Source organism: Streptomyces sp. NPDC057682, assembly GCF_042799575.1.
Classification (GTDB): Bacteria; Actinomycetota; Actinomycetes; order Streptomycetales; family Streptomycetaceae; genus Streptomyces.
Genome location: NZ_JBHVIN010000001.1, coordinates 1 through 23,243, shown reverse-complemented (window position 1 = coordinate 23,243; position 23,243 = coordinate 1). Strand labels below are relative to the sequence as shown.

The window sequence follows — 23,243 nt, the reverse complement described above, 5'->3', positions numbered from 1 at the left end:
CGGTCTGCCGGGAGGGCTGTGCCGATCCGTCCGGTGCGGGATCCGGTCAGTCCGACTTCGTGTACGTGAGCCGGTCGCCGGTGTCCGTGTTCACGCGGCTCAGGCTTCCGTCCGGAAGGAGGGTGAGGGTGGTGGCGCCGCCCGGGGTGCAGGACGTCATCGGCTCGCCCTCCGTCACCGTGGACGGGCCGATGCTGACCGGCGAGCCCGTGGAGGGCCGGGCCGCCAGATCGGCGCTGAAGACGCAGTGGTAGGTGCCGCCGGTGTCCAGCGGCCCTTCGGCGGTGAGGGTGAGGACGGTCTCGCCGACCGCGCCCTGACCGATGACCAGGGTGCGGGTGGAGTGGCCGGAGGCGTTGTCCAGCCCTGCCGCCCAGGTGCCCACGTAGCCGTCCGGCACGTCGCCCGCGGCCGGGGTCCCGCCGTTGCCGCCGTCGTCACCGTCGTCGCCCGGGGAGGGGGACGGGGGATCGGCGGACTCGTCGGTGGCGGTCGGATCCGGAGTGCGGCTCGGGGAGGCCTTGGGCGGCGGCCCCTTGTCGCTCATCAGCGCGTACACCGAACCGCCCGCGCCCAGCGCGACCAGGACCGCGATCACGATCAGGGCCACCGTCGATCCGGTGCTCCGGCGTTCGGGCCGCTCCGGACCGCCGTCGGCCGGGCCGTAGGGGGGCGCGGTGCCGAAGCCCGGCTGCTGGGGATAGGCGTAGGCGTAGCCCTGATGCGGCTGTCCCGGCTGTCCCGGCTGTCCCGGCTGTCCGGGCTGCGGGTAGCCGTACGCGGCGGGAGGGCCGGAGGTCTGCGGGGGGTAGCCGTAGGCGGGCGGGCCGGGGGCGGGCTGTGGACTGCCGTACGCGGGCGTGGCCGGTGTCGCGTGCGGATCGCCGAAGGCGGGTGCGCCCGGGGCCGTGCCGCCCGGTGGGGGTGTGCCCTGGGCGGCCGTCGGGGCGTAGGGCGACTCGGGATAGGCGGCCCCGGCCCGGGTGGGCGGGACGACCGGTGCGGTCGGTGCGGTGTCCTGCGGTGCCACGGCGGTCGCCGGGGTCGGATCGGGGGCCGGGGCGGGATCCGGAACTGGAGGCGGGGGCGGGTCGGCGGGGGCCGTGACGCGCAGGACGGCGGTCGACGGACCGGACCCGGGGTCCGCGTCCTGCGGGTCCTCCGTGTCGAGCAGACCCACGGCCTGGCGCCCCAGTTGGGCGATGAGCGCGGCGGGCAGCCAGGGCTCCGCGGTGTCGCCCTCGTCCAGCCGGTCCAGGATCTCGTCCGTCGTGGGGCGGGCCGGAGGATCCTTGCGCAGGCAGTCGCGGACCAGCTCCACGAGGTCGACGGGGACCCCGGTGAGGTCCGGCTCCTCCTGGGCGATCCGGAAGAGCTGGGCGTGCACCCCGGTGGCCGCCGTCCCGAACGGGAGCCGCCCGGTGGACGCGTACGCCAGCACCGAACCCAGGCAGAACACGTCGCACGCGGTGGTCACCCGCTCGCCGCGCACCTGTTCCGGGGCCATGAAGCCGGGGGAGCCGACCAGCGCGCCGGTGCGGGTGAGACCGCCGTCCGTGACGGTGTCCAGCGCGCGGGCTATCCCGAAGTCGATGACGCGCGGACCGTCGATCGTCAGCAGGATGTTGGACGGTTTGAGGTCCCGGTGGATGAGCCCGGCCGCGTGGATGGCCCGGAGCGCGTGCGCGAGGCCGGTGCCCAGGATGTGCACGGAGCGGTCGGGCAGCGGGCCGTACGCCCCCGGGGCGGGGCCGGCCGAGAGGAGAGCGCGTCCCGAGACGGTGGTCTGGAGGGACGGTCCGGCTACGTACCCGGTGGCCACCCACGGCACCGCGGCCTCGGTGTCGGCGTCCAGGACGGGGGCCGTCCAGGCCGAGCCGACCCGGCGGGCCGCCCCCACCTCCTGGCGGAACCGCTCGCGGAACTCCTGCTTCTCGGCCAGTTCCGCGCGGACCAGTTTCAGGGCGACGACCCGGCCCCGGTCCGAACGGGCCAGGTAGACCTGCCCCATGCCGCCCGCGCCGAGTCTGCCCAGCAGCCGGTAGCCGCCGATGCGTTGAGGATCGGCGGACCCGAGCTTCTCCATGGTGTGCGGTCTCCCCCCGTACGACGACACGCCGGACGGGGTCGAGAATAGCGGCGCGGCTGCGGCCCGCCGCGTCCGCCCGGAACCGGTCCGGCCGCCCGGACTCCGGGAGCGGGCGGCCCCGCGCGACGGCCGATGCGCCCCGCTCACGCCCCCGGCGTACCGGGCCCGTCCGCAGCGGCCGGCGGCTCCGGCGGACCCACGGCGTCCAGGGCGCGCGACAGCCGCTCCAGGACCCGGACCGTCCGGTCGAACTCCTCCTCGCCCAGCTCCTGCGCCAGCCGCTCGGCGAACGCCGCGTGCCCCGGGCCGATCCGGCCCACCGCCGCCAGGCCCTCGGCGGTCGGGCGGAGCAGTTTCGCGCGGCGGTGGGCCGGGTTGGGCGCGTACTCCGCGAGACCCCGGTCCACCAGGAGATCGGCGATGCGCTGCACGCTCTGCCGGGTGATGCCCATCGCGCGGGCGATCCCGGCGACCGGCAGCGGTTCGGCGAGCACCGCGCCGAGCACCTGCCACCGGGCGGCGGTCAGTCCGGCCGGACCGGCCAACTCCTCGGCCACGGACAGGAACTGGCCGTTCAGCCGGAAGACGGTGAGGGCGCCGGCGCTCAGCCGGTCCTGGTTCCCGCGGCTCATCCCTGGAGCACCGGGTAGGCGCTCGCGTCCGAGTCGTGGAAGAGCCGGTACCAGGCGTCGAGCCGCGTCGCGTCGTACACCCCGAGCAGCGCGAGGATCTCCCGGGCGAACGCGACCGGTTCGGTCGGGCCGGCGGTGATCAGGCCGCCGTCGGTGAGCGCGTCGGCCTCGGTGTAGTGGGCGCCGCCCGCGTAACCGGTGGCCGCCAGATAGACGTCGGCCGCGCTCGTGTGCGGCCGCGCGTCGAGCAGTCCCTCACGGGCCAGGCCCGCCGTGGCCCCGCAGATCGCGGCGACGGGCACGTCCGCGTCCAGGAAGGCGCGTGCGGCGCGGGCGAAGGGGGCGAGCGCGTCACCCGTGTCCCAGAGCCCGGCCCCCGGCAGGATCAGCAGTGCGCTGTCCTCGGGGCGCAGCGCGTCGAGCGCCAGATCGGGGCGGACCACGAGCCCGCCCATGCTGGTGACCGGGTCGGTCGTGGGGCCGACCGAGCGGACGGTGAAGCCGTTGGCGGCGAGGTGGGCGGTGGCGTACCCGGGCTCCCAGTCGGCGTAGGTGTCGTACACGGCCAGATGAACGGTCCCGCGGGTCATGACGGCCTCCTCGGAAGAACTCTGATGACAACATGCTGTCATTTCGACAGTGTGCTGTCAATGGAGGGCGGGGTCGCGCGCCGGGCTTCCGCGCGGGGGACACGACACCCTGCCGAACCAGGCGGCCCCCGCCATACAAGATGGCCATACCGGCGGGCGCGGAGCGCCGCCTACGCTCGGGGCATGACCCCTCATCCCCCTGTCGACTCCGCCGCCGGCGCGGCCGTCAAGGCCGCCGACCGCGCGCACGTGTTCCACTCCTGGTCCGCCCAGGGCCTGATCGACCCGCTCGCCGTCGCCGGCGCCGAGGGGGCGTACTTCTGGGACTACGACGGCAACCGCTACCTCGACTTCACCAGCGGTCTCGTCTACACCAACATCGGGTACCAGCACCCCGTCGTCGTCGCCGCGATCCAGGAGCAGGCGGCGAAGATGACGACCTTCGCGCCCGCGTTCGCCATCGAGTCGCGCTCCGAGGCCGCCCGCCTCATCGCCGAGCGCACCCCCGGCGACCTCGACAAGATCTTCTTCACCAACGGCGGTGCCGAGGCCGTCGAGAACGCCGTCCGGATGGCCCGGCTGCACACCGGCCGTACGAAGGTGCTCTCCGCCTACCGCTCCTACCACGGCGCCACCTCCACCGCGATCAACCTGACGGGTGACCCGCGCCGCTGGCCCTCGGACAACGGCTCCGCCGGTGTCGTCCGGTTCTGGGCCCCGTTCCTCTACCGTTCGCCGTTCTACGCGCAGACCGAGGCGGAGGAGTGCGCCCGCGCGCTCCAGCACCTGGAGGACACCCTCGCGTTCGAGGGTCCCTCGACGATCGCCGCGATCGTGCTGGAGACGATCCCGGGCACGGCCGGCATCATGACGCCGCCGCCCGGCTATCTGGCCGGCGTCCGGGAGATCTGCGACCGGTACGGGATCGTCTTCGTCCTGGACGAGGTCATGGCCGGCTTCGGCCGGACCGGCAAGTGGTTCGCCGCCGACCACTACGACGTCGTCCCCGACCTGATGACCTTCGCCAAGGGCGTCAACTCCGGATACGTGCCGCTCGGCGGTGTCGCCATCTCCGCCGAGATCGCCGCCACCTTCGAGACCCGCCCCTACCCGGGCGGACTCACCTACTCCGGCCACCCGCTCGCCTGCGCCGCCGCCGTCGCCACCATCCAGGTGATGGAGGACGAGCAGGTCATCGAGAACGCCGCCCGCATCGGCGAGACCGTCCTCGGCCCCGGCCTGCGCGAACTCGCCGAGATCCACCCGTCCGTCGGCGAGGTCCGCGGTCTCGGCGCCTTCTGGGCGCTGGACCTGGTCCGCAACAAGGAGACCCGCGAGCCGCTGGTCCCGTACAACGCGACCGGCGAGGCCAACGCGCCGATGGCCGCCTTCGGCACGGCGGCCAAGAAGAACGGCCTCTGGCCCTTCATCAACATGAACCGCACCCACGCCGTGCCCGCCTGCACCATCTCCGAGGAGGAGGCCAAGGAGGGCCTGGCCGCGCTCGACGCCGCGCTGTCGGTGGCCGACCAGCACACGGTGTGACCGCCGGCGCGCGGTGAACCGTCCGCGCGCCCGGCGCTTCCGTACGCCCGCCGCTTCCGCGCCCCTCCCCGTGGCCTCGTTCAGGGTCTTTCGTTCGGATCAGGCTGGATCAGGGAGCGGGGTGTGGCGCGTGCGGCTGCAAGGCGGAGGAGGGCGTCAACGCGGAGCGTTGGCAACCGACGACAACGCCGCAGACGCGCGTGCCACACCCCGCGAGCCCAGCATGATCCGAACGAAAGGCCCTAAGGTGACCCGAGGCCGAACAGGGGAGGGGCGCGATGCGCGCGAGCGGAGCCGTCACCCGCAGTACGCTGCGACAGCAGATCGCGGACGCGCTGCGTGACGAGGTGCTCGCGGGGCGTCTCCAGCCCGGCCGGGAGTTCACCGTCAAGATGATCGCCGAGCAGTACGGGGTCTCCGCGACGCCCGTCCGCGAGGCGCTGTTCGACCTCTCGGCGCAGGGGCTCCTCGAATCCGACCAGCACCGCGGATTCCGGGTCCACCAGTTCAGCGTCGCCGACTACCGGGCGATGGTGGAGGCCCGCACCCTGGTCATGGACGGGGTCATCCGCGACGTCTTCGAGGGGCCGCCCGCCCCGGGCGCCCGGCAGGCCGCCTACCGCGAGGCCCTCGTCTCCGTGCGGCGCCGGGCCGAGGAGGCCGCCCGCGCCGCGCGCGGCGGCGACCTGGACATCCTCATCGGCTACGACCTGCGCTTCTGGCGCGAACTCGGTGCCCTCGTCGGCAACCCGTACATCACCGACTTCCTCCACCGGCTGCGCGTCCAGGCCTGGGTCTTCGCCGTGCCCTACCTGCGCGGTGACGCGGACGTGCGGGACTGGCTCTGGCGCGGGCACCCCGACCTCGTCGCCGCGATCTCGCTCCGCGACCGCGCCGCGCTGCGCGCCGCCGTCGACGACTACAACAACCACGCGCTGAGCTGGGCCGACCGGCTCGCGGCCGGCGACCCGCCGCACCCGGGACCGGCCGCGGACCGCCCCGGCCCCGGCGGCCCCGCCGCCTGAGCCGTCCCGCCGGGGGCGAGGACCGTCCCGCGACGGCCGGAGGGGCACTGTCCGCGACGTCCCGACCGCATTACGCTGTCCCGACCATCGCACCACCCCGCGCATCCCCGTATGAGAGCGAGACTTCGTGGCCTGTGACCTGTGGCTGGTCCCCCTCGTCGACGTGCTGTGCCACAGCCCCGACAATCCGTTCGCCGAAGAGATAGCCGTCTACGACAAGGCGCTGGGCGACGCGGGCCTGCCGCCCGTCCCCGTCTACGCCTACATGCCCGGACTGACCGGTGACGTCGCCCCGGTCGCGGGCTTCGACTACGACGCCCTGCACTTCCTGCGCCGCGCCTATCTCCTCCGGCTCAGCGGCCTCGCCGTGACCCCCGTCGACGAACTGGGCGGGGACTACGAACAGCTGCTGGAGATGTTCGAGCCCACCGCCCAGCAGTCGCACCTGGTGTGGCACTACGACCACGCGGGGGCGTACGTCCCGGTGGACTTCGCCACCCCGCTGACCACCGACGCCCTGCTGGAGGGCGGCGGCCCGCTCGGCTCCTCGTACGGACTGCTGCGCGAGCTGGAGTTCGTCGCCCCGTCCATCGGCATCGACCCGGGCAATCCGCCGGCCGCGCCGCTGCCGCCCGCCGCGCCCACCTCGCTGGAGGAGCCCGCGGTGCCGTTCCCCTACGACGACAATCCGTTCGCCCGTGAACGCCACGTCTGGCTCGGCCTCCACGCGGCCGTCACCCGCAGCCTGGCCCAGGGCTCGATGATCATCTTCAGCTGAGGCCGACGGCCGCCCGAGTCCCGCACCGGGCGGCCCCGCGCCGGCTCGGAGGCCGTTTCTGGGACGAGGCGTCGGGCGAGGACCGACCTCTCACCTCGGGGACTCCGGCGGCCGCTGCCGGGGCATGTTCGGCCGGCCCATCGACTGCAACGGGAAGCGGCCCGGCTGCGCGCCCGACTCGGCACGGCCGCCGCCCGGCCCCCCGGACACCAGCGCCTGCATGCCCATCGGCGCCGGACCCGCCCGGAACTCCACCATCCAGTCCGCGGTCTCCGAGCGCACCAGCTCCGTCACGTCCTCCGAGAACCGCCGCAGCACGCCGAGGCAGCGCTCGGTCGCCTCGCTCGCCGTCCCCTCGGCCGGTCCCAGCACCTCGCGCACGCACTCCGACGCCCAGTCGAAGTGCAGCACCTGCAGCCTGCGCTGCACGGCCTGGGCGGTGGCGAGGCTCCTTATCCAGCCCGAGGTCAGCCCGAAGTAGCGGTCGCAGGCCATGCACGCGGCACCCAGCAGCAGCGACAGATACCCCCAGCCGGCCGCCCCGTGCAGCGCGCCGGTCAGATCCAGCAGCGGCAGCGCGGCACCGGCGACCGCCCCCGCCGCGGTGCCCATCCGCAGCGCCCTGGCCCCCCGCCGCTTCCACAGCCGGTCGCCCAGATACCAGTCGGCGGTGCGCAGCGCGTCGGCCTCCAGCCAGCGGTACAGCTCGTCGAGCCGCTGCGCGGGATCCCCCCAGTCACCGGCCGGAAACGGGGCCGCGGTCAGATCCCCGCCCCGCGGCCGCGCCGTTTTCCGGCCGCGCTCGCCGGAGCCCGTCGCGGAGGGCGCGGACGGACCGGGCACACCGGATTCGTTGCGGGGCGGCCCTTCGGGCTGCATCTCCGGCTGACTCACCGGGGTACTCCTCTGCATGCTGGATCACGACGCGTGGTTCTCGACGGCGTACTCGACGACGGGCGGGTCTCTGCTCTCTGCGCACTCGCTGCTCATCGGCCCGGCGCCACGGGCAGTCCCCCATGCGTAACCTTGCGTGACGGGAGGGGTGAGTGCGCGTACCGGGACGCATGCCCTTCCTACCGCCGAATGGTGGGCCGTGGGGTCGAAATCGCGGTATTCCCGGGTGCGCCGGGCCTCTGGTCAGGTATAGGAGTCCCGCCACCGCCCACCCGAACTCACTCGAAAGAGTTGCCCGCCAGTGGGTGGGGCGCGCCGCCCGGGGACCACGTAGGCTCGGCGTACCGAAACATTTGTCGTCGAAATGCCTGGAGTGACCCGTGATTCCCGGTGGCGGTCAGCCCAATATGCAGCAGCTCCTTCAGCAGGCCCAGAAGATGCAGCAGGACCTCGCCCAGGCGCAGGAGGAACTGGCCAGGACCGAGGTGGACGGCCAGGCGGGCGGCGGCCTGGTGAAGGCGACGGTCAACGGCTCCGGCGAGCTGCGCGGCCTGGTGATCGACCCGAAGGCGGTCGACCCGGAGGACACCGAGACGCTCGCCGATCTCGTCGTCGCGGCGGTCCAGGCGGCGAACGAGAACGCCCAGCAGCTCCAGCAGCAGAAGCTGGGCCCGCTGACCCAGGGCCTGGGCGGCATGCCCGGCCTCCCCTTCTGACCGAGTCCGTACCCAAGACCGTACGTACCCCCTACGGTACGTACCACGACCCGGCCGAGCCGGCACGAAAGGCGATCCGTTGTACGAAGGCGTGGTTCAGGACCTCATCGACGAGCTGGGCAGGCTGCCCGGCGTCGGTCCCAAGAGCGCGCAGCGGATCGCCTTCCACGTCCTGCAGGCGGAGCCGACCGATGTGCGCCGGCTGGCCCAGGCGCTGCTGGAGGTCAAGGACAAGGTCCGCTTCTGCGCGGTCTGCGGCAACGTGGCCCAGCAGGAGGAGTGCAACATCTGCCGCGATCCGCGCCGCGACCGCACGGTCATCTGTGTGGTCGAGGAGCCGAAGGACGTCGTGGCGATCGAGCGGACCCGTGAGTTCCGGGGGCGCTACCACGTCCTGGGCGGGGCGATCAGCCCGATCGAGGGCGTCGGCCCGGACGATCTGCGCATCCGCGAGCTGCTGGCCCGTCTCGCCGACGGCTCCATCACCGAACTGATCCTGGCGACGGACCCCAATCTGGAGGGCGAGGCCACCGCGACGTACCTGGCGCGGATGGTCAAGCCGATGGGGCTGCGCGTCACCCGGCTGGCCAGCGGTCTTCCGGTCGGCGGGGACCTGGAGTACGCGGACGAGGTCACCCTCGGCCGCGCCTTCGAGGGGAGGCGTCTCCTCGATGTCTGACCCCCGTCGCCGCACCGTCGCCCGGTGGCCTCACCGCGGTTTTACGGTCTGCGTAGTCAACTGCTTCCCACCGTCCGCGACCGTGCCCACGGGAGGTCTCCTCGATGTCTGACGCCACGCTCGACACCGTCACCCAGGACCCCGACGACTTCGCCGTCCAGATCGCCGACCAGATCAAGACGTTCATCGTCGCGGTCACGGAGGTGTCCAAGGTCGAGGAGCCCGAGGAGGCCGTCCCGGTCCTGCTCCTCCAGATCTCCCAGCTCCTGCTGGCCGGCGGCCGGCTGGGCGCGTACGAGGACATCCTTCCCGACGAGCGCTACGAGCCCGATCTGGGCGCCGAGCCGGACGCGGACGGCCTGCGCGAGCGCTTCGCCGTCCTGCTGGAGCCGATCGACGTCTACTCCGAGGTCTTCGACCCGTACGAGCCCCGCAAGGCCCCGGTGGCCGCCCGGATCTCCGACGACCTGGCCGACCTGGTCACCGATCTGCGCCACGGCCTGGCCCACTACGAGGAGGACCGCGTCACCGAGGCCCTCTGGTGGTGGCAGTTCTCCTACTTCTCCAACTGGGGCTCCACCGCCTCCGCCGCCCTTCGCGCCCTCCAGTCCCTCATCGCCCACATCCGCCTCAACCAGCCCCTCCAGGAGCTCGACGGCCTCGACACCGACCAGGACGCCGGCGACGACGCCCTGGCCGAGGAGGCCGGCCGCGTCATGGCCGAGGAGATCGCGGGTCCGCTGGGGCTGCGGCCGGTGCAGTAATCCAGGTGCCCGCTGTCGGTTCCCCCTGTTAGCGTCCCCTGCTGTCCGTGATCACCACGGACAGTGAAGGGGAGGGGACACACAGGCATGTGGGAAAGAACGAGGCGTCGAGGGAGAACCGGCTGGCTCGGCGCGCTGTCGGCCGGTGCGGTTCTGGTGCTGGCTGCACCGGGGGCGGCCGTCGCGGCGGACAACCTGCCGCCGCTTCAGCCGACGGCGGCGGATCTGACGACCGATTCCGAGGCGTGCGCAGCGGGAGAGGACCGGCCGTTCGTGCCGGCGTCCCCACGGGCCAACGCGGTGCTGAACGACCCGGTCGAGGACGACCTCCCCGCGGAGGGCAATGTCGTCTCCGGTGAGTTCGAGGCATGGTGGCAGGACGCCGATGGCGTGGAGCAGCGTCGCACCTACCGCTCTCCCGTGTCCCTTCCCTCGGGGTCGACGTTCTCGTGGCAGCTGCCCTCCGGCATTCCGGCGGGGACGGTCGTCTCCTGGCGGGTGCGGGCCGACGACGGCGAGGCCGTTTCGCCCTGGAGCGCCGCCGACGCCGGTGGCGGGGCCTGCGAGTTCGTGATCGACGACACGAACCCGGAGCCGCCGGCGGTCAGCTCGACGGAGTATCCCGAGGGCTCCGTGTGGTCCGACGGCGTGGGGTCCTACGGCACCTTCCGCTTTGACTCCCCCTCCGACGACGTCGTCGGATACACGTACAGCTTTCTCGGCGGTGCCCGCACGACGGTAAAGGCCGACCGACCGGGCGGTCCGGCGGAGATCCGCTTCCTCCCCACGTCGACGGGGCCCAGCCGGATCGAGGTGTACGCGAACGACCGCTCCGGCCGCCGCAGCGCGACCACCAGCTACTCCTTCTACGTCAAGGAGGGCCGTTCCCCCGTCGGGCAGTGGGCCCTGGCCGATCCGGCCGGTTCCCGGACGGCCGAGGCGACGGCGGGCCCCGTGGCCCGTGCCGGGACGGGCGTCGCCTTCGGGGGCCCGGCGCCCTCGGGCACCGCGCTGACGTCCACGGCCACGCTGGACGGGACCGGGCACGGCTTCCTGACGCCGGATGCGCCGGTGGTGGACACCGGCAGGACGTTCGCGGTCGGCGGCTGGGTGCGTCCGGCGGCACTGGACCACGACATGACGGCCGTCAGCCAGGACGCGGGCACCGCCCCCGGATTCACCCTGGGGGTGCGTACGGCGAGCGGTGAGCCGGTCTGGTCCTTCGGCACGGGTGGCACGCGCGTCGAGGGCGGCAGCCCCGAGGCCGGCGAGTGGGCGTACGTCCTCGGGCTGTACGACGCCGAGACCGGGCTGGCGCGTCTGTACGTCAACGGCGAGGAGGCGGGCACCGCCGCCGCGGCCACGCCCGCGACGGCGGCGGGCGACTTCCAGATCGGCCGGGCCCGCGGCAAGGCGGGTTACCGGGACCGCTGGCAGGGAGAGATCGGCGACGTCCGCGCGTACGACCGGGTGGTCGTTCCCGCCGAGACGGCGCGGCTGGCCCGTCGCACCCCGCAGGAGCGGGGGCACTGGGCGCTGGAGACGGCACCGGGCGGTCTCAGCCCGGAGGCGCACGGCGGTGAGCCCCTGGTCCTCGCCGCGGGCGCCTCGGTCTACACCCGTCCGGCCCCGTCGTGCGAGCCGGAGTCCGACCCGTTCTGCGAGCCCTCTCCGGCACCCGCTCCGCTCGTCGGCGCGGGCCATCTGGACCTCGACGGGGCCGGCGGCCACGCGGCCACGGCCGGTCCCGTGGTCGACACCCGCGACAGCTTCACCGTCGGTGCGGTCGTCCACGTCGCGGAGGGGGCGGACGAGCCCATGACGGTCCTCTCGCAGGGCGGTGCGTACGGTGACGCGTTCAAGGTCCGCTACGTGCCGGCGACGCGGTCCTTCGAGCTCGCGATGGGCCACGGGGACGCACCTGGCGCGCAGGAGACCGTGATCACGGGGAAGACCCCCGGGTCGGACGGCGGCCGGGGCTACCGCGTCGCCGTCGTGCACGACGCGCAGCTGAACCGGGTCACGCTCTACGTGGACGGCTTCGCCAAGGCCGAGACCTCCTTCCGCTCCGCCTGGACGAGCACCGGCGGCCTCCAGGTGGGGCGCGGCCGCACGGCCGACGGCTGGGGCGAGTACCTGCACGGATCGGTCGACGAGGTGCACGTCTTCTCCGGGGCGCTGAGCGTCGTCTCCCTCGGCCAGCTCGGGTCCGGCGCGGAGCCCTGCCTCAGCTGCTGATCCCGCTCCCGGTGCGGCCCGGCCCCGTGTGGGCTGGGCCACACCGGGGAGTGGTCCGGCGGTGGGCGGGCAGCAGGCTCGTACGAGCGGTCCGGGGCGACACGCCGATGATCACGTTCTGAGCGGGACATCTCAGCATGTGGTATCAGGAGGGCGTTTCCGGGCTGCTCGTTAGACTGAGCCGACCGCGATAAATGGATTGAGCGAGGAGCGCACGTGGGCCTTGTCGTGCAGAAGTACGGAGGCTCCTCCGTAGCCGATGCCGAGGGCATCAAGCGGGTCGCCAAGCGAGTAGTCGACGCCAAGAAGAACGGCAACCAGGTGGTTGTCGTGGTGTCGGCGATGGGCGACACGACGGACGAGCTGATCGATCTCGCCGAGCAGGTATCCCCGATGCCTGCCGGGCGTGAGTTCGACATGCTGCTGACCGCCGGAGAGCGGATCTCCATGGCCCTGCTGGCGATGGCGATCAAAAACCTGGGCCACGAGGCCCAGTCGTTCACGGGCAGCCAGGCGGGTGTCATCACCGACTCGGTCCACAACAAAGCGCGCATCATCGATGTCACGCCGGGCCGCATCCGGACCTCGATCGACGAGGGCAACATCGCCATCGTCGCCGGGTTCCAGGGCGTCAGCCAGGAGGGCAAGAACATCACCACCCTCGGCCGCGGCGGGTCGGACACGACCGCCGTCGCGCTGGCCGCCGCGCTGGACGCCGAGGTCTGTGAGATCTACACCGACGTCGACGGCGTCTTCACCGCGGACCCCCGGGTCGTGAAGAAGGCGAAGAAGATCGACTGGATCTCCTTCGAGGACATGCTGGAGCTGGCCGCGTCCGGCTCCAAGGTGCTGCTGCACCGGTGCGTCGAGTACGCACGCCGTTACAACATCCCGATCCACGTCCGCTCGTCCTTCTCGGGACTGCGCGGGACCTGGGTCAGCAACGAGCCGCAAGGGGACCAGAAGGTGGAGCACGCGATCATCTCCGGAGTCGCCCATGACGTCTCCGAGGCCAAGGTCACGGTCGTCGGCGTGCCCGACAAGCCGGGCGAGGCGGCGGCGATCTTCCGCGCCATCGCGGACGCCGAGATCAACATGGACATGGTCGTGCAGAACGTGTCCGCCGCGGCGACCGGACTGACCGACATCACGTTCACGCTGCCCAAGTCGGAGGGCCGCAAGGCCATCGACGCCCTGGAGCGCAACCGGGCGGGCATCGGCTTCGAGTCGCTGCGCTACGACGACCAGATCGCGAAGATCTCCCTGGTCGGCGCCGGTATGAAGACCAACCCGGGGGTCACCGCGGGCTTCTTCGAGGCGCTGTCCAACGTCGGTGTGAACATCGAGCTGATCTCGACCTCCGAGATCCGTATCTCGGTCGTCACCCGCGCCGACGACGTCAACGAGGCCGTGCGCGCCGTGCACACCGCCTTCGGACTCGACAGCGACTCGGACGAGGCCGTCGTGTACGGGGGCACCGGCCGATGACCGCACGCCGCCCTTCGCTCGCGGTCGTCGGTGCGACCGGGGCGATCGGTGGCGTCATGCTCCAGATCCTCTCGCAGCACGCGGATGTCTGGGGCGAGGTGAGACTCGTCGCCTCGTCGCGTTCGGCCGGCCGCAAGCTGGTCGTCCGCGGCGAGGAGTCCGAGGTCCTCGAACTCACCGAGGACGTCTTCGACGGCATCGACGTGGCCCTGTTCCTGGTGCCCGACGAGGTGTCCGCGCGCTGGGCCCGCGTCGCCACGTCCAAGGGCGCCGTCGTGATCGACGACTCGGCCGCCTTCCGCATCGCGGACGACGTCCCGCTCGTCGTTCCCGAGATCAACCCCCATGCCGTACGGATCAGACCGCGCGGCATCGTCGCCAACCCCAACGGCACCACGCTGGCGCTGATCGTCGCGGTCGGCGCCCTGCACGCCGAGTTCGGGCTGCGCGAGCTGGTCGTCTCCTCGTACCAGGCCGTGAGCGGAGCCGGGCGTGACGGCGTCGCCGCGCTGCGCGAACAGCTCGCGATCGTGGCCGGGACCGAACTCGGCACCAAGCCGGGCGATGTCCGCCGGGTCATGGGCGACGGGGACGAGAGCCCCTTCGCCGCCCCCGTCGCCCTCAACGTCGTCCCCTGGGCCGGTACGGACGCCGGGGACGGCTGGTCCTCGGAGGAACTGGCGATCCGCGACGAGTGCCGCAAGATCCTCGGCCTGCCGGAGCTGCGGGTCTCGGCGACCTGTGTGTACGTCCCCGTGATCGCCACCCACTCGATGTCGGTGCACGCCCGTTTCGAGAACGAGGTCGAGGTCGACCGGGCCCACGAGATCCTGGCCACCGCGCCGGGTGTCGTGCTGTACGACTCCCCGGGCGCGGGGGACTTCCCCACCCCGTCCGACGTGGTGGGCACCGACCCGACCTGGGTCGGCCGGGTCCGCCGCTCGAAGGACGATCCCAGGGCGCTGGAGCTGTTCGTCTGCGGCGACAACCTCCGCAAGGGGGCCGCGCTGAACGTCGCCCAGATCGCCGAAGCGGTCGCCGCCGAATTTCCCCGGTCCTGATCGAACCTGTTTTGTACGCTCTGTGAACGCCCTGTGAGCAAGTTGCTGGTCTGAACCTCTTGAGCTGGGGCGTTGCGGTGGCCGACGATGACCTTTCGGTCTGTTGCAACCGCTGGTCGGACGACAGGCGTCTAAGCGGTCACTTCTTGCGCGGCGGGGCGCATGTTCGGGGTATTTGCGGAAGAACGGGTTCGTATGAGGGCATTTCGCATGATGTCAAACGCGGTGCCGTATGCGTACAACCCTGACGGGGGGAAGCGTGTCCAACTGGCGTGGCAGAGGTTCTCGATATCACAGTGGTGGGCCCCCTGCGCGGCGCCGCGGTGCGACCGCTGGGACGGCCCCGCGCGTCCGGCGGCATGCCGGTGATCGCGCCCATGCCGGCCGCCCGACCGACAGCACTGCCGTCGCAGCGCGAGGGCGCTGACGAGAGCGTGGCAGCCGGAACCACCGTCGACCATCTCACCGAGACCTACCGCGCCCACTACCGTTCGCTGCTCGGGCTCGCCGCCCTGCTGCTGGACGACACGGCGTCCTGCGAGGACGTCGTGCAGGAGGCGTTCATACGCGTGCACTCGGCGCGCAACCGGGTGCGGGAGCCCGAGAAGACCCTGGCCTATCTGCGCCAGACCGTCGTCAACCTCTCCCGCTCCGCCCTGCGCCGCCGCATCCTCGGGCTGAAGCTGCTCTCCAAGCCGATGCCGGACATGGCGAGCGCCGAGGAGGGCGCGTACGACCAGCTGGAGCGGGACGCGCTGATCAAGGCGATGCGCGGACTGCAGCGGCGCCAGCGCGAGGTGCTGGTGCTGCGCTACTTCGCCGACATGACCGAGGCACAGGTCGCCGAGACGCTGGGGATCTCCCTGGGCTCGGTGAAGGCCTACGGATCGCGCGGCATCGCGGCGCTGCGCGTCGTCATGGAGGCGCAGGCATGAACCGCCACCACGACGAGCAGGGGCACACGGGCGGAGGCCGGTTCCGCCGGGGGCCCCTGCGCGGACACCGGACAGACCCGACTGGAAACGGAACTGTGAACCACGGGCCGGAGAACACCCCGCACGCCGACCGGGACGGGGAGGAACCGGACACCCCGGCATTCGGCGCGCCCGGCGCGCCGTTCGGGGAGGACTCCCTCGACGAGGATGCGCTGCGCCGGATGCTGCGCGGCGCCGTGCAGGGCCTCGAACCGGGTGAGGGCACGCTCGACCGGCTGCACCGCGCGGTGCCCGCCCGGCGGGCCCGCCGCCGCCAGGCCCTGGTCGGTGCGGCCGCCGCCGCCCTCCTCATCGGCACGGCGGTCCCCGCCTTCGTCCACGTCGCCAACTCCGAGGGCTCCAACGCCGCCAACCCCGCCATCGCCGGCCACGGCGAGCAGGCGCAGGGCGGCAACGGGGAGGACGCCGGCGCGCAGACCGGCAACGGGGGAGGCTCCGGCGGCGGTGGCGGCGAGCAGACCAGCGGGCAGGGCCTCCCGGACGGGACGGCGAGCCCGACCGACACCAGCGGGCCCGGCTCGGGCAGCGAGGTGAACGGCGGTTCGGCGGACGGTCCCGTCGCCAGCGCCGAGGCCGCGATGCCGGCCTGTTCCCCCGAGCAGCTCGGCGTCGCCTCCGCGACGACCGGTGCGGCCGGGGCCGACGGCACGGTCTACGGGAGCTTCCGCATCGCCAACGTCTCCGGTACGAACTGCTCGGTCAGCAGCGGCGGGACCGTGGGCTTCCAGGCCGCCGGCGCCGCCGACCCGGCCAAGATCGTCGTGGTCCGCCACACCCAGGGCGACCCCGCCTCCGGACTGCCCGATCCGGCGGAGGAGGAGTCCACGATCCTCCTGAAGCCGACCATGGTCTACGAGGTGAAGTTCGCCTGGATTCCCCAGGAGACCTGTCCGACCTCGGGTGGATCGCCGTCGCCGACGCCGACGGACGGTGCCGCGGGCAGCACCGGGGTCGCGGCCGGTTCGTCCACGGCGGGCACGGGCAGCGGGGACGGCGAATCGGGTGCCGACACCCAGCTGGGCGGCGAGGACGGGGCGAGCACGGCCCCGGGCAGCGTCTCCGTGCAGCACACCCCGGAGCCGGGAGCCCCGGTCGCCGAGGCGAAGATCCCCAACGCCTGCGCGGGCACGATCTACCGCACGGGCGTCCTCGAACCCGGCGCGTAGAACCGCGCTGCCGTGGGGCGGCCCCTCGTCCGGTCAGTGCGGTCCGGACGAACCCGGCCGACGGTCCCGCCGGGCCGCGCGCACACGGCCCGCGGTCCGGGTACGGAAGGCCTGTCAGCGCTCCGCGCGCACACGGCCCGCGGTCCGGGCGGGCACGGAAGGCCCGTCAGCGCTCCGCGCCGACCGGCGCCGACGGTGCGTCGGGTGACGCGGTTTCCGGCTCCGCGTCCGCGTCGGGAACCAGGCCCAGGGCCACGTCCCGGGCGGCCTCGGCCTCGCGCCGCAGCAGCCGGAACCACATGAAGAGCACGAACGCGGCGAAGACGAACCACTCGCCCGTGTAGCCGAGGTTCTGGAACGCCTTCAGATCGAGCCCGGTGCCCTGGGGCGCCGCGGCCGGTACGGGGCGCAGCCCGCCGCCCGCCTTCGAGGGGGTGTCGGCGGCGGTCCCGGACGCGCCCCGGCCGGCGCCGGTGTCCTGGAGCGTCACCCAGGCGTCGTAGACGTCGTACGGCACCAGGTTGACCAGCGACGCGGCGCCGATGATGCCGACCTGGCCCTCGGGCAGTCCGCCCGAGGCGTCGACCCCGGTACTGCCCGCGTTCTCCGAGGCCTGGAGATCGCCGGTGACCGTGACCCGGCCGGTGGGCGCGTCCGGGACCGCCGTCTCCCCGGGCTTCCCGGGCAGCCAGCCGCGCACCACGGGCAGCGCCTTGCCGCTGTCGGTGCGGAGCATGTCCAGGACGTAGAAGCCGTCGCGGTCGTCCAGCTTCCGGCCGGGGACCACGAACTGGTCCGCGTACCGTCCGCTCGCGGTGGCCGGACGGCCGGAGGTCTCGGTGTCGACGGGCAGCAGCTCGTCGAGCGGAGCGGCGGCCCGCGTGCCCGGATCGGGCCGCTTCTCGGCGGCCTCGTGCGTCTGCACGCGGTCCTCGAAGCGGCCGAGCTGCCAGGTGCCCATGAACACGCAGAACGGGATGGCCAGCACGACGAAGACGTTGATCCCCCACCAGCGCGGGGTCAGCAGGAACCGGTACACCCCTCCACGGTACGGTCCCCGCCCCGGCGCCCCGGCGCGGGGGCACCCCCGCGCCGCCCGTTTATACGGCCCCTACGCCCCGGACACACCTCTCCTCGATCCTCTCCGTCCCGGGGCGGAGGAGGACCCCGCGCTCACGCCCCCTCGTCGGGACCTCCCAGATGACGTCGCGCGAAGTCCAGCTCCAGGCGCACCTGCTTGATCCGCTCCTCCACGACGAGCGAGCCGTGCCCGGCGTCGTAGCGGTAGACCTCGTGCACCGCGTCGCGGCCCTTGAGCCGGTCCACGTAGTTCTCCACCTGCTGGATGGGGCAGCGGGGATCGTTGACGCCCGCCGAGATGTAGACGGGGGCCCGCACCGCGTCGACGTACGTGAGGGGTGAGGAGGCCTCGAACCGCTCCGGCACCTCCTCCGGTGTCCCGCCCAGCAGCGTGCGGTCCATCGCCTTCAGCGCCTCCATCTCGTCGTGGTACGCCGTGACGTAGTCCGCGACCGGGACCGCCGCCAGCCCCACCGCCCAGGCGTCGGGCTGGGTGCCGAGGCCGAGCAGGGTCAGATAGCCGCCCCAGGAGCCCCCGGCCAGGACCAGCTTCGCCGGGTCCGCGAGACCCGACTCCACCGCCCAGCCGCGCACCGCCGCGATGTCCTCCAGCTCGATCAGACCCACCCGGTGCTTGAGGGCGTCCGTCCAGGCCCGTCCGTATCCCGTCGAGCCCCGGTAGTTGACGCGCACCACCGCGTACCCGTGGTCCACCCAGGCGGCGGGACCGGCCGCGAAGGCGTCGCTGTCGTGCCAGGTCGGTCCGCCGTGGATCTCGAAGACCGTGGGGAACGGGCCCTCACCGGTGGCCGGGCGCTGCACCAGCGCGTGGACGCGGCCCCCCGGTCCGTCCACCCACACGTCCTCGACCGGCACCGACGCGGGAGCCTTCGCCCCCGGCGGATCGAGGACCACCGCGCCCGTCGTGGATCGGACCACGGGCGGCTCGGCGGCCGACGACCACAGATACTCCACGGTGCCGTCCGGCCGGGCCGTGGCACCCGAGACCGAACCGGCGGGTGTCTCCACTCGGGCGAGCGTCCCCCCGGCGGCGGCCGGGGCGTACCGCCACAGCTCGCTGCGGGCCTCGAAGTCGTGCTCGACGAGGAGCGCGGAGCCGTCCGCGTACCACTCGGCGCCCACATCGCCCGGCAGCTCGATGGACAGGTCCGTCTCCGTGCCCGCCACCGGATCCCAGATCATCGGCTCCCAGCGGCCCCGCCGCTGGTGCCCGACCAGCAGACGGGGGTCCCCGGCGACGGGCGCGAAGCCCAGCACACTGAGCCCCAGCTCCTTCGTGCCGCCCTCGGTGTCGTCCAGCTCCGCGACCGTCGAGCCGTCGGGACGCACCACGCGCAGCGCGGAGTGCATCGCGTCCCCGTGCTCGGTGTGCTCCAGCGCGATCAGCGTCCCGTCGTACGACAGATCACCGACCCCGGCCGACTCGCGGTGCCGGTAGATCTCCACGGGCTCCTGCCCCGGGCGCACGACATGGACCGTCGACCCGTCCTCGTCCGTCGAACGGCCGATCACCGCCGTCCCGTCCCGTCCGATCGCGAGCCCCGCCGGATAGGAGGGGTCGAGTCCGGGCGCCGCGGGCTCGTCCACGTCCTCCTCGCTGCCCGCGCCGAACGGCCGGCGCATCCACACCCCGAACTCGTCTCCGTCGGTGTCGCTGAACCACCACACCGCCTCGCCGTCGGGGGTCAGCACGCCGTCCGTCGTCCCGTTCGGCCGGTCGGTGATCCGGCGCTGCTCGCCCGTCGAGCGGTCCCATGTGTACAGCTCGTACGTCCCCGTCGCGTTGGACACGAACAGGGAGCGGTCCGGCGCGTCCTGCGCCCAGTCGGGCAGGGACACCCGAGGCGCGCGGAAGCGCCGCTCCCACTCCGGGACGGACTCGGTCGTCGCACCATTGCTCTCAGTCATGTCCCCCATTCTGCGCCGGACGGCCGACAATCCGTTCGCCTCGTCCTCAGCCTGTGGATAACCTCGCGGACATGCATGGACCGATACCCGACGACTGGCGCGAGGCCAACCGGGCCCTGTGGGACGAGCGCGTGCCCATCCACGCGGGCAGCGACTTCTACGACCTCGCCGCCTTCCGGGCGGGCAAGGACGCCCTGCGCCCGTTCGAACGGGCCGAGGTCGGGGACGTCACCGGGCGGACGCTGCTGCACCTGCAGTGCCACATCGGCGTGGACACGCTGTCCTGGGCCCGGCACGGCGCGGCGCAGGTGGTCGGCCTGGACTTCTCCGAACCGGCCGTCGAGACCGCCCGCGCGCTCGCCGGTGACCTGGGTCTCGGCCCGGAGCGGGCGGCGTTCGTCGCCGCCGACGTGTACGACGCGGCCGAGGCCGTGCCGGACTCCGCGTACGACATCGTCTACACGGGGGTCGGTGCGCTGAACTGGCTGCCCGACATCGAGCGCTGGGCCGACACGGCCGCCTCGCTCGTCGCGCCCGGCGGGTTCCTGTACCTGGCGGAGTTCCATCCGATGACGGACTGCCTCGACGACGCGACGGGGTCGCGCGTCGTGCACGACTACTTCAGCCGCGAGGCCTGGGTGGACGAGACGCCGGGCACGTACGCGGACTTCGACGCGGCGACCGTCCACAACCGCAGCGTCGAGTGGCAGCACCCGGTCGGCAGCGTGGTCTCCGCGCTGGCGGCGGCGGGCCTGCGCATCGAGTTCCTGCACGAGCACGACGCCTCGCTCTTCGCCCGCTTCCCGGTCCTGGAGCGCTACCCGGACGGCTTCTACCGCTTTCCGGAGGAGCGTCCGAGGATTCCGCTCATGTACTCGCTCAAGGCGTCGCGACCGGGCCGGCCCTGAGACCCCGGACGGTTGGCACATCCGGCCGGTCCCCGGGGCGGGAACCGGGAGCCCGGACCGATTGTCAGTGGCGGGGTCCACACTCGGAACCATGACCACGAATGCTGATCTGCGTGCCACGGTCGAGCGTTACTGGACCGCGGCCGACCTGCGCGACTGGGACGACTTCGCCGCGACGCTCGCCGACGACGTGGTGTACGAGCTGCCGCAGAGCCGCGAGCGCATCCGCGGCAAGGAGCGGTACGTGCAGTTCAACCGGGAGTATCCGGGGGACTGGCGGGCGAGCGTCGTGCGTGTCGTGGCCGACGCGGAGGAGCTGCAGGCCGCCGCGCGGACGAGATTCGTCGTCGACGGCGAGGAGGCGCACGCGGTGCACTTCTTCACCTTCGACGCCGAGGGCCGGATCAGCGCGGTCACCGACTTCTGGCCGGAGCCGTACGAGCCCCCGGCCGGGCGCGCGCATCTGGTGGAGCGGTACTGACACGCGGGAGGCCGTCGTCGCCGAGAGCACGGCGACGACGGCCCGGGGCCCCAGCGGGCTATGCGGCCGAGCGGAAGGCGGGGAGGTAGCCGTTCGACTGGCCGATGGCCTTGGGGTGGTACGAGTTGTAGACCGGGATCGAGACGCTGTGCAGCCACGGGTCACCGGAGCACAGCTCGTGCCCGGTGAACTCGTCGGCGACACCCGAGAAGGTGAAGCCGGCGTTGGCCGCCTGCTTGGCGATGACGCCGTTCAGGACGTCGGAGGCGTTGTTGATGGCCGTGCGCGACTTGTCCGAGAGACCGAGGAGGCAGCTGCCTCCGATCTTGTAGAAGCGCGGGTAGCCCAGCACCACGACGCGCGCCGAGGGCGCTTTGGCGTGGATGGACGAGTAGAGCGAGCCGAGCCGGGAGGGCAGGGTGCTGTTGATCTTGCCCACGGCGGTGTTCACGCTCGCGATGCAGGTGGCCTCGCCGGACAGCACGCAGTCCTGCATGACATCGGCGAAGCCGACGTCATTGCCGCCCGCGGTGACGCTCACCAGCGAGGTGGACGAGCTGAGCGCGCCGAGCTGGCCGCCGGCCACCGTGCTGGTGGTGGCACCGGAACAGGCGACGAAGGCGAACGAGGACGGGGAGTTCGCCTTCGCCCAGAGGTAGGGGTAGGCGTTGGTGCTGCGACGGCAGTCGCCGCTGTCGGACAGATAGCTTCCGGCGCCGACGCCGGACGAGTACGAGTCGCCCAGGGCGACGTACCCGCCGGTGGCGGCCGAGGCCGGCTGGGCCATGCCCAGGGCGGCCGCGGCGGCGAGGAGCAGAGTGGATGCGGACGCCCAGAATCTCCGTACTGACATAGCTGTCAGCCCTCCGAAGTGTGGGGGGTGGGTGGGGGGTTGAGTGAGCGTCACCTGTTGTAGCAGCTTCGGGTACCAGTCGGTAATAGGCAGACGAGAAGCTGCCGGAATTGCCCGAATGATCGTTCGGGGCCCGTAGCTCCGCGCGTAGACAACCCATGAACTCCCTGTGAAACAAAGGAGGGACGGCTATGGGGCAGACCACTTCGCAGGCCGCCTCGCGGGGGTCGCGCGGCGCGCGGCAGGGGCTTCGGCACGCCGAAAGGGCGGCGGCCCCGACCGGTGTCGGGGGCGCCGCCCTTCGGTGGACGGAGGCGGGGTTACGCCGCTTCGCTGTCGAACCTCGCGGTGGCCCACAGATAGCCGAGCACGGCCAGGGCGACGCACCAGCCGAGGGCGATCCAGCCGCTGTTGCCGATCTCGGTGCCGAGGAGGAGTCCGCGGAGGGTCTCGATCGCGGGGGTGAAGGGCTGGTACTCGGCGATGGGCCGGAACCAGCCGGGCATGGAGTCGAGCGGGACGAAGGCGCTGGAGAGGAGCGGGAGCAGGATCATCGGGAGCGCGTTGTTGCTGGCGGCCTCCGCGTTGGGGCTGATGAGGCCCATGCCCACGGCGATCCAGGTGAACGCGGTCGCGAAGAGGACCAGGAGGCCGAAGGCGGCCAGCCACTCCAGCGCCGTCGCGTCCGTGGAGCGGAAGCCGATGGCGACGCCGACCGCGCCCACGAGGACCACGCTCGCGACGCACTGGAGGACGCTGCCGACGACATGCCCGACGAGGACCGAACCGCGGTGGATCGCCATCGTGCGGAAGCGGGCGATGATCCCCTCGGTCATGTCGTTGGAGACCGAGACCGCGGTGCCGACGGTGGTGGAGCCGATCGTCATGAGCAGCACCCCGGGCACCAGATACGCGATGTACCGGGCGCGGTCCGCCCCTCCGCCGTCGATCCCGCCGCTCATGGCGTCTCCGAAGATGTAGACGAAGAGGAGGAGCAGCATGATCGGGGTGAGGAGGAGGTTGAGGGTGAGGGAGGGGTAGCGGCGGGCGTGGAGGAGGTTGCGGCGGAGCATGGTGGTGGAGTCGCGGACGGCGTGGGTGAGGGTGCTCATCGGGTGGTCTCCTTCACGGGCGTGGCGGGTGTGGTGGTTTCGGTGGTGTCGTCGTGTGCGGTGAGGGCGAAGAAGACGTCGTCGAGGTCGGGGGTGTGGACGGTGAGTTCGTCGGCTTCGATGCCGTGGGTGTCGAGGCGGTCGAGGAGGGTGCGCAGGGCGTGTTGGCTGCCGTCGCTGGGGAGGGTGAGGGCGAGGGTGTCGTCGTGGGGGGTGGCGT

Annotated in this window: 21 protein-coding genes and 1 pseudogene; 13 read left to right on the top strand and 9 right to left on the bottom strand. The window is 72.6% G+C overall.

Annotated features, from left to right (window positions below):
* Nucleotides 1–46: 46 nt before the first annotated feature.
* The 3 genes from ACFVDM_RS00110 to ACFVDM_RS00100 form a co-directional block, all read right to left on the bottom strand.
* Nucleotides 47–2,086, bottom strand: a complete 2,040-nt coding sequence (locus ACFVDM_RS00110; protein ID WP_383630660.1) for a protein kinase — start codon at nt 2,084–2,086, stop codon at nt 47–49.
* Nucleotides 2,087–2,232: 146 nt separating this feature from the next.
* On the bottom strand, nt 2,233–2,721 hold the full coding sequence (locus ACFVDM_RS00105; protein ID WP_383630657.1) for a MarR family winged helix-turn-helix transcriptional regulator: 489 nt from the start codon (nt 2,719–2,721) through the stop codon (nt 2,233–2,235).
* On the bottom strand, nt 2,718–3,311 hold the full coding sequence (locus ACFVDM_RS00100) for a DJ-1/PfpI family protein (RefSeq protein ID WP_383630654.1): 594 nt from the start codon (nt 3,309–3,311) through the stop codon (nt 2,718–2,720). The genes ACFVDM_RS00105 and ACFVDM_RS00100 overlap by 4 nt, the downstream gene beginning before the upstream one ends.
* A 183-nt stretch (nt 3,312–3,494) precedes the next feature.
* On the opposite strand from ACFVDM_RS00100, the gene ACFVDM_RS00095 reads away from it, so the two are divergent.
* The 3 genes from ACFVDM_RS00095 to ACFVDM_RS00085 all read left to right on the top strand — a co-directional run bounded on the left by ACFVDM_RS00095 (nt 3,495) and on the right by ACFVDM_RS00085 (nt 6,659).
* Complete coding sequence (locus ACFVDM_RS00095) at nt 3,495–4,856, top strand: aspartate aminotransferase family protein (protein ID WP_383630651.1); 1,362 nt, start codon at nt 3,495–3,497, stop codon at nt 4,854–4,856.
* Between the two features lie 278 nt (nt 4,857–5,134).
* Nucleotides 5,135–5,881, top strand: coding sequence for a GntR family transcriptional regulator (locus ACFVDM_RS00090; protein ID WP_383630648.1), 747 nt, complete (start codon nt 5,135–5,137; stop codon nt 5,879–5,881).
* A 127-nt stretch (nt 5,882–6,008) separates the two neighbouring features.
* The gene (locus tag ACFVDM_RS00085; protein WP_383630645.1) at nt 6,009–6,659 is read left to right on the top strand and encodes a hypothetical protein; all 651 of its coding nucleotides are present in this window, start codon (nt 6,009–6,011) and stop codon (nt 6,657–6,659) included.
* Between the two features lie 90 nt (nt 6,660–6,749).
* Here ACFVDM_RS00085 and ACFVDM_RS00080 read toward each other — a convergent pair whose 3' ends face one another.
* A complete protein-coding gene (locus ACFVDM_RS00080) occupies nt 6,750–7,538 on the bottom strand; it encodes an SLATT domain-containing protein (protein WP_383632073.1) in 789 nt (262 codons plus the stop codon).
* 395 nt (nt 7,539–7,933) lie between these two features.
* Here ACFVDM_RS00080 and ACFVDM_RS00075 point away from each other — a divergent pair, with 395 nt between their 5' ends.
* From ACFVDM_RS00075 to ACFVDM_RS00040, 8 genes are all read left to right on the top strand, one after another.
* Nucleotides 7,934–8,269: a YbaB/EbfC family nucleoid-associated protein gene (locus ACFVDM_RS00075; RefSeq protein WP_148022075.1), complete on the top strand. Its 336-nt coding sequence runs from the start codon at nt 7,934–7,936 to the stop codon at nt 8,267–8,269.
* A 79-nt stretch (nt 8,270–8,348) separates the two neighbouring features.
* A complete protein-coding gene (recR, locus tag ACFVDM_RS00070) occupies nt 8,349–8,948 on the top strand; it encodes a recombination mediator RecR (protein WP_383630642.1) in 600 nt (199 codons plus the stop codon).
* A 104-nt stretch (nt 8,949–9,052) separates the two neighbouring features.
* Entirely contained in the window at nt 9,053–9,712 is a 660-nt protein-coding gene (locus ACFVDM_RS00065) for a DUF5063 domain-containing protein (protein ID WP_383630639.1), read from the top strand.
* 156 nt (nt 9,713–9,868) lie between these two features.
* Nucleotides 9,869–11,950, top strand: a complete 2,082-nt coding sequence (locus ACFVDM_RS00060; RefSeq protein ID WP_383630636.1) for a LamG-like jellyroll fold domain-containing protein — start codon at nt 9,869–9,871, stop codon at nt 11,948–11,950.
* 216 nt (nt 11,951–12,166) lie between these two features.
* Nucleotides 12,167–13,438 carry an aspartate kinase gene (locus tag ACFVDM_RS00055; RefSeq protein ID WP_383630633.1) on the top strand — a complete coding sequence of 424 codons (1,272 nt, stop codon included), beginning with the start codon at nt 12,167–12,169 and terminating at the stop codon, nt 13,436–13,438.
* Nucleotides 13,435–14,499 carry an aspartate-semialdehyde dehydrogenase gene (locus tag ACFVDM_RS00050; RefSeq protein ID WP_383630630.1) on the top strand — a complete coding sequence of 355 codons (1,065 nt, stop codon included), beginning with the start codon at nt 13,435–13,437 and terminating at the stop codon, nt 14,497–14,499. The genes ACFVDM_RS00055 and ACFVDM_RS00050 overlap by 4 nt, the downstream gene beginning before the upstream one ends.
* Nucleotides 14,500–14,858: 359 nt before the next feature.
* Nucleotides 14,859–15,434: a SigE family RNA polymerase sigma factor gene (locus ACFVDM_RS00045; RefSeq protein ID WP_383632070.1), complete on the top strand. Its 576-nt coding sequence runs from the start codon at nt 14,859–14,861 to the stop codon at nt 15,432–15,434.
* A gap of 95 nt (nt 15,435–15,529) precedes the next feature.
* The gene (locus ACFVDM_RS00040) at nt 15,530–16,660 is read left to right on the top strand and encodes a hypothetical protein (protein ID WP_383630627.1); all 1,131 of its coding nucleotides are present in this window, start codon (nt 15,530–15,532) and stop codon (nt 16,658–16,660) included.
* A gap of 166 nt (nt 16,661–16,826) precedes the next feature.
* On the opposite strand, the gene ACFVDM_RS00035 is transcribed toward ACFVDM_RS00040, so the two are convergent.
* Nucleotides 16,827–17,699 carry an SURF1 family protein gene (locus ACFVDM_RS00035; protein ID WP_383630624.1) on the bottom strand — a complete coding sequence of 291 codons (873 nt, stop codon included), beginning with the start codon at nt 17,697–17,699 and terminating at the stop codon, nt 16,827–16,829.
* A 134-nt stretch (nt 17,700–17,833) separates the two neighbouring features.
* Nucleotides 17,834–19,678: a S9 family peptidase gene (locus tag ACFVDM_RS00030; RefSeq protein ID WP_383630621.1), complete on the bottom strand. Its 1,845-nt coding sequence runs from the start codon at nt 19,676–19,678 to the stop codon at nt 17,834–17,836.
* A 62-nt stretch (nt 19,679–19,740) separates the two neighbouring features.
* Here ACFVDM_RS00030 and ACFVDM_RS00025 point away from each other — a divergent pair, with 62 nt between their 5' ends.
* Together ACFVDM_RS00025 and ACFVDM_RS00020 are read left to right on the top strand one after the other, a co-directional pair.
* Nucleotides 19,741–20,577: a class I SAM-dependent methyltransferase gene (locus tag ACFVDM_RS00025; RefSeq protein ID WP_383630618.1), complete on the top strand. Its 837-nt coding sequence runs from the start codon at nt 19,741–19,743 to the stop codon at nt 20,575–20,577.
* A 91-nt stretch (nt 20,578–20,668) separates the two neighbouring features.
* On the top strand, nt 20,669–21,058 hold the full coding sequence (locus tag ACFVDM_RS00020) for a nuclear transport factor 2 family protein (protein ID WP_383630615.1): 390 nt from the start codon (nt 20,669–20,671) through the stop codon (nt 21,056–21,058).
* Nucleotides 21,059–21,116: 58 nt separating this feature from the next.
* Here the strand turns inward: ACFVDM_RS00020 and ACFVDM_RS00015 are convergent, their stop codons facing one another.
* From ACFVDM_RS00015 to ACFVDM_RS00005, 3 genes and pseudogenes are all read right to left on the bottom strand, one after another.
* Nucleotides 21,117–21,911 carry an SGNH/GDSL hydrolase family protein gene (locus ACFVDM_RS00015; RefSeq protein ID WP_383630613.1) on the bottom strand — a complete coding sequence of 265 codons (795 nt, stop codon included), beginning with the start codon at nt 21,909–21,911 and terminating at the stop codon, nt 21,117–21,119.
* A gap of 320 nt (nt 21,912–22,231) precedes the next feature.
* A complete protein-coding gene (locus tag ACFVDM_RS00010) occupies nt 22,232–23,023 on the bottom strand; it encodes an ABC transporter permease (protein ID WP_383630610.1) in 792 nt (263 codons plus the stop codon).
* Nucleotides 23,020–23,243 (bottom strand): annotated as a pseudogene (locus tag ACFVDM_RS00005) (ABC transporter); the annotation flags it as partial. The pseudogene ACFVDM_RS00005 and the gene ACFVDM_RS00010, both read right to left, overlap by 4 nt.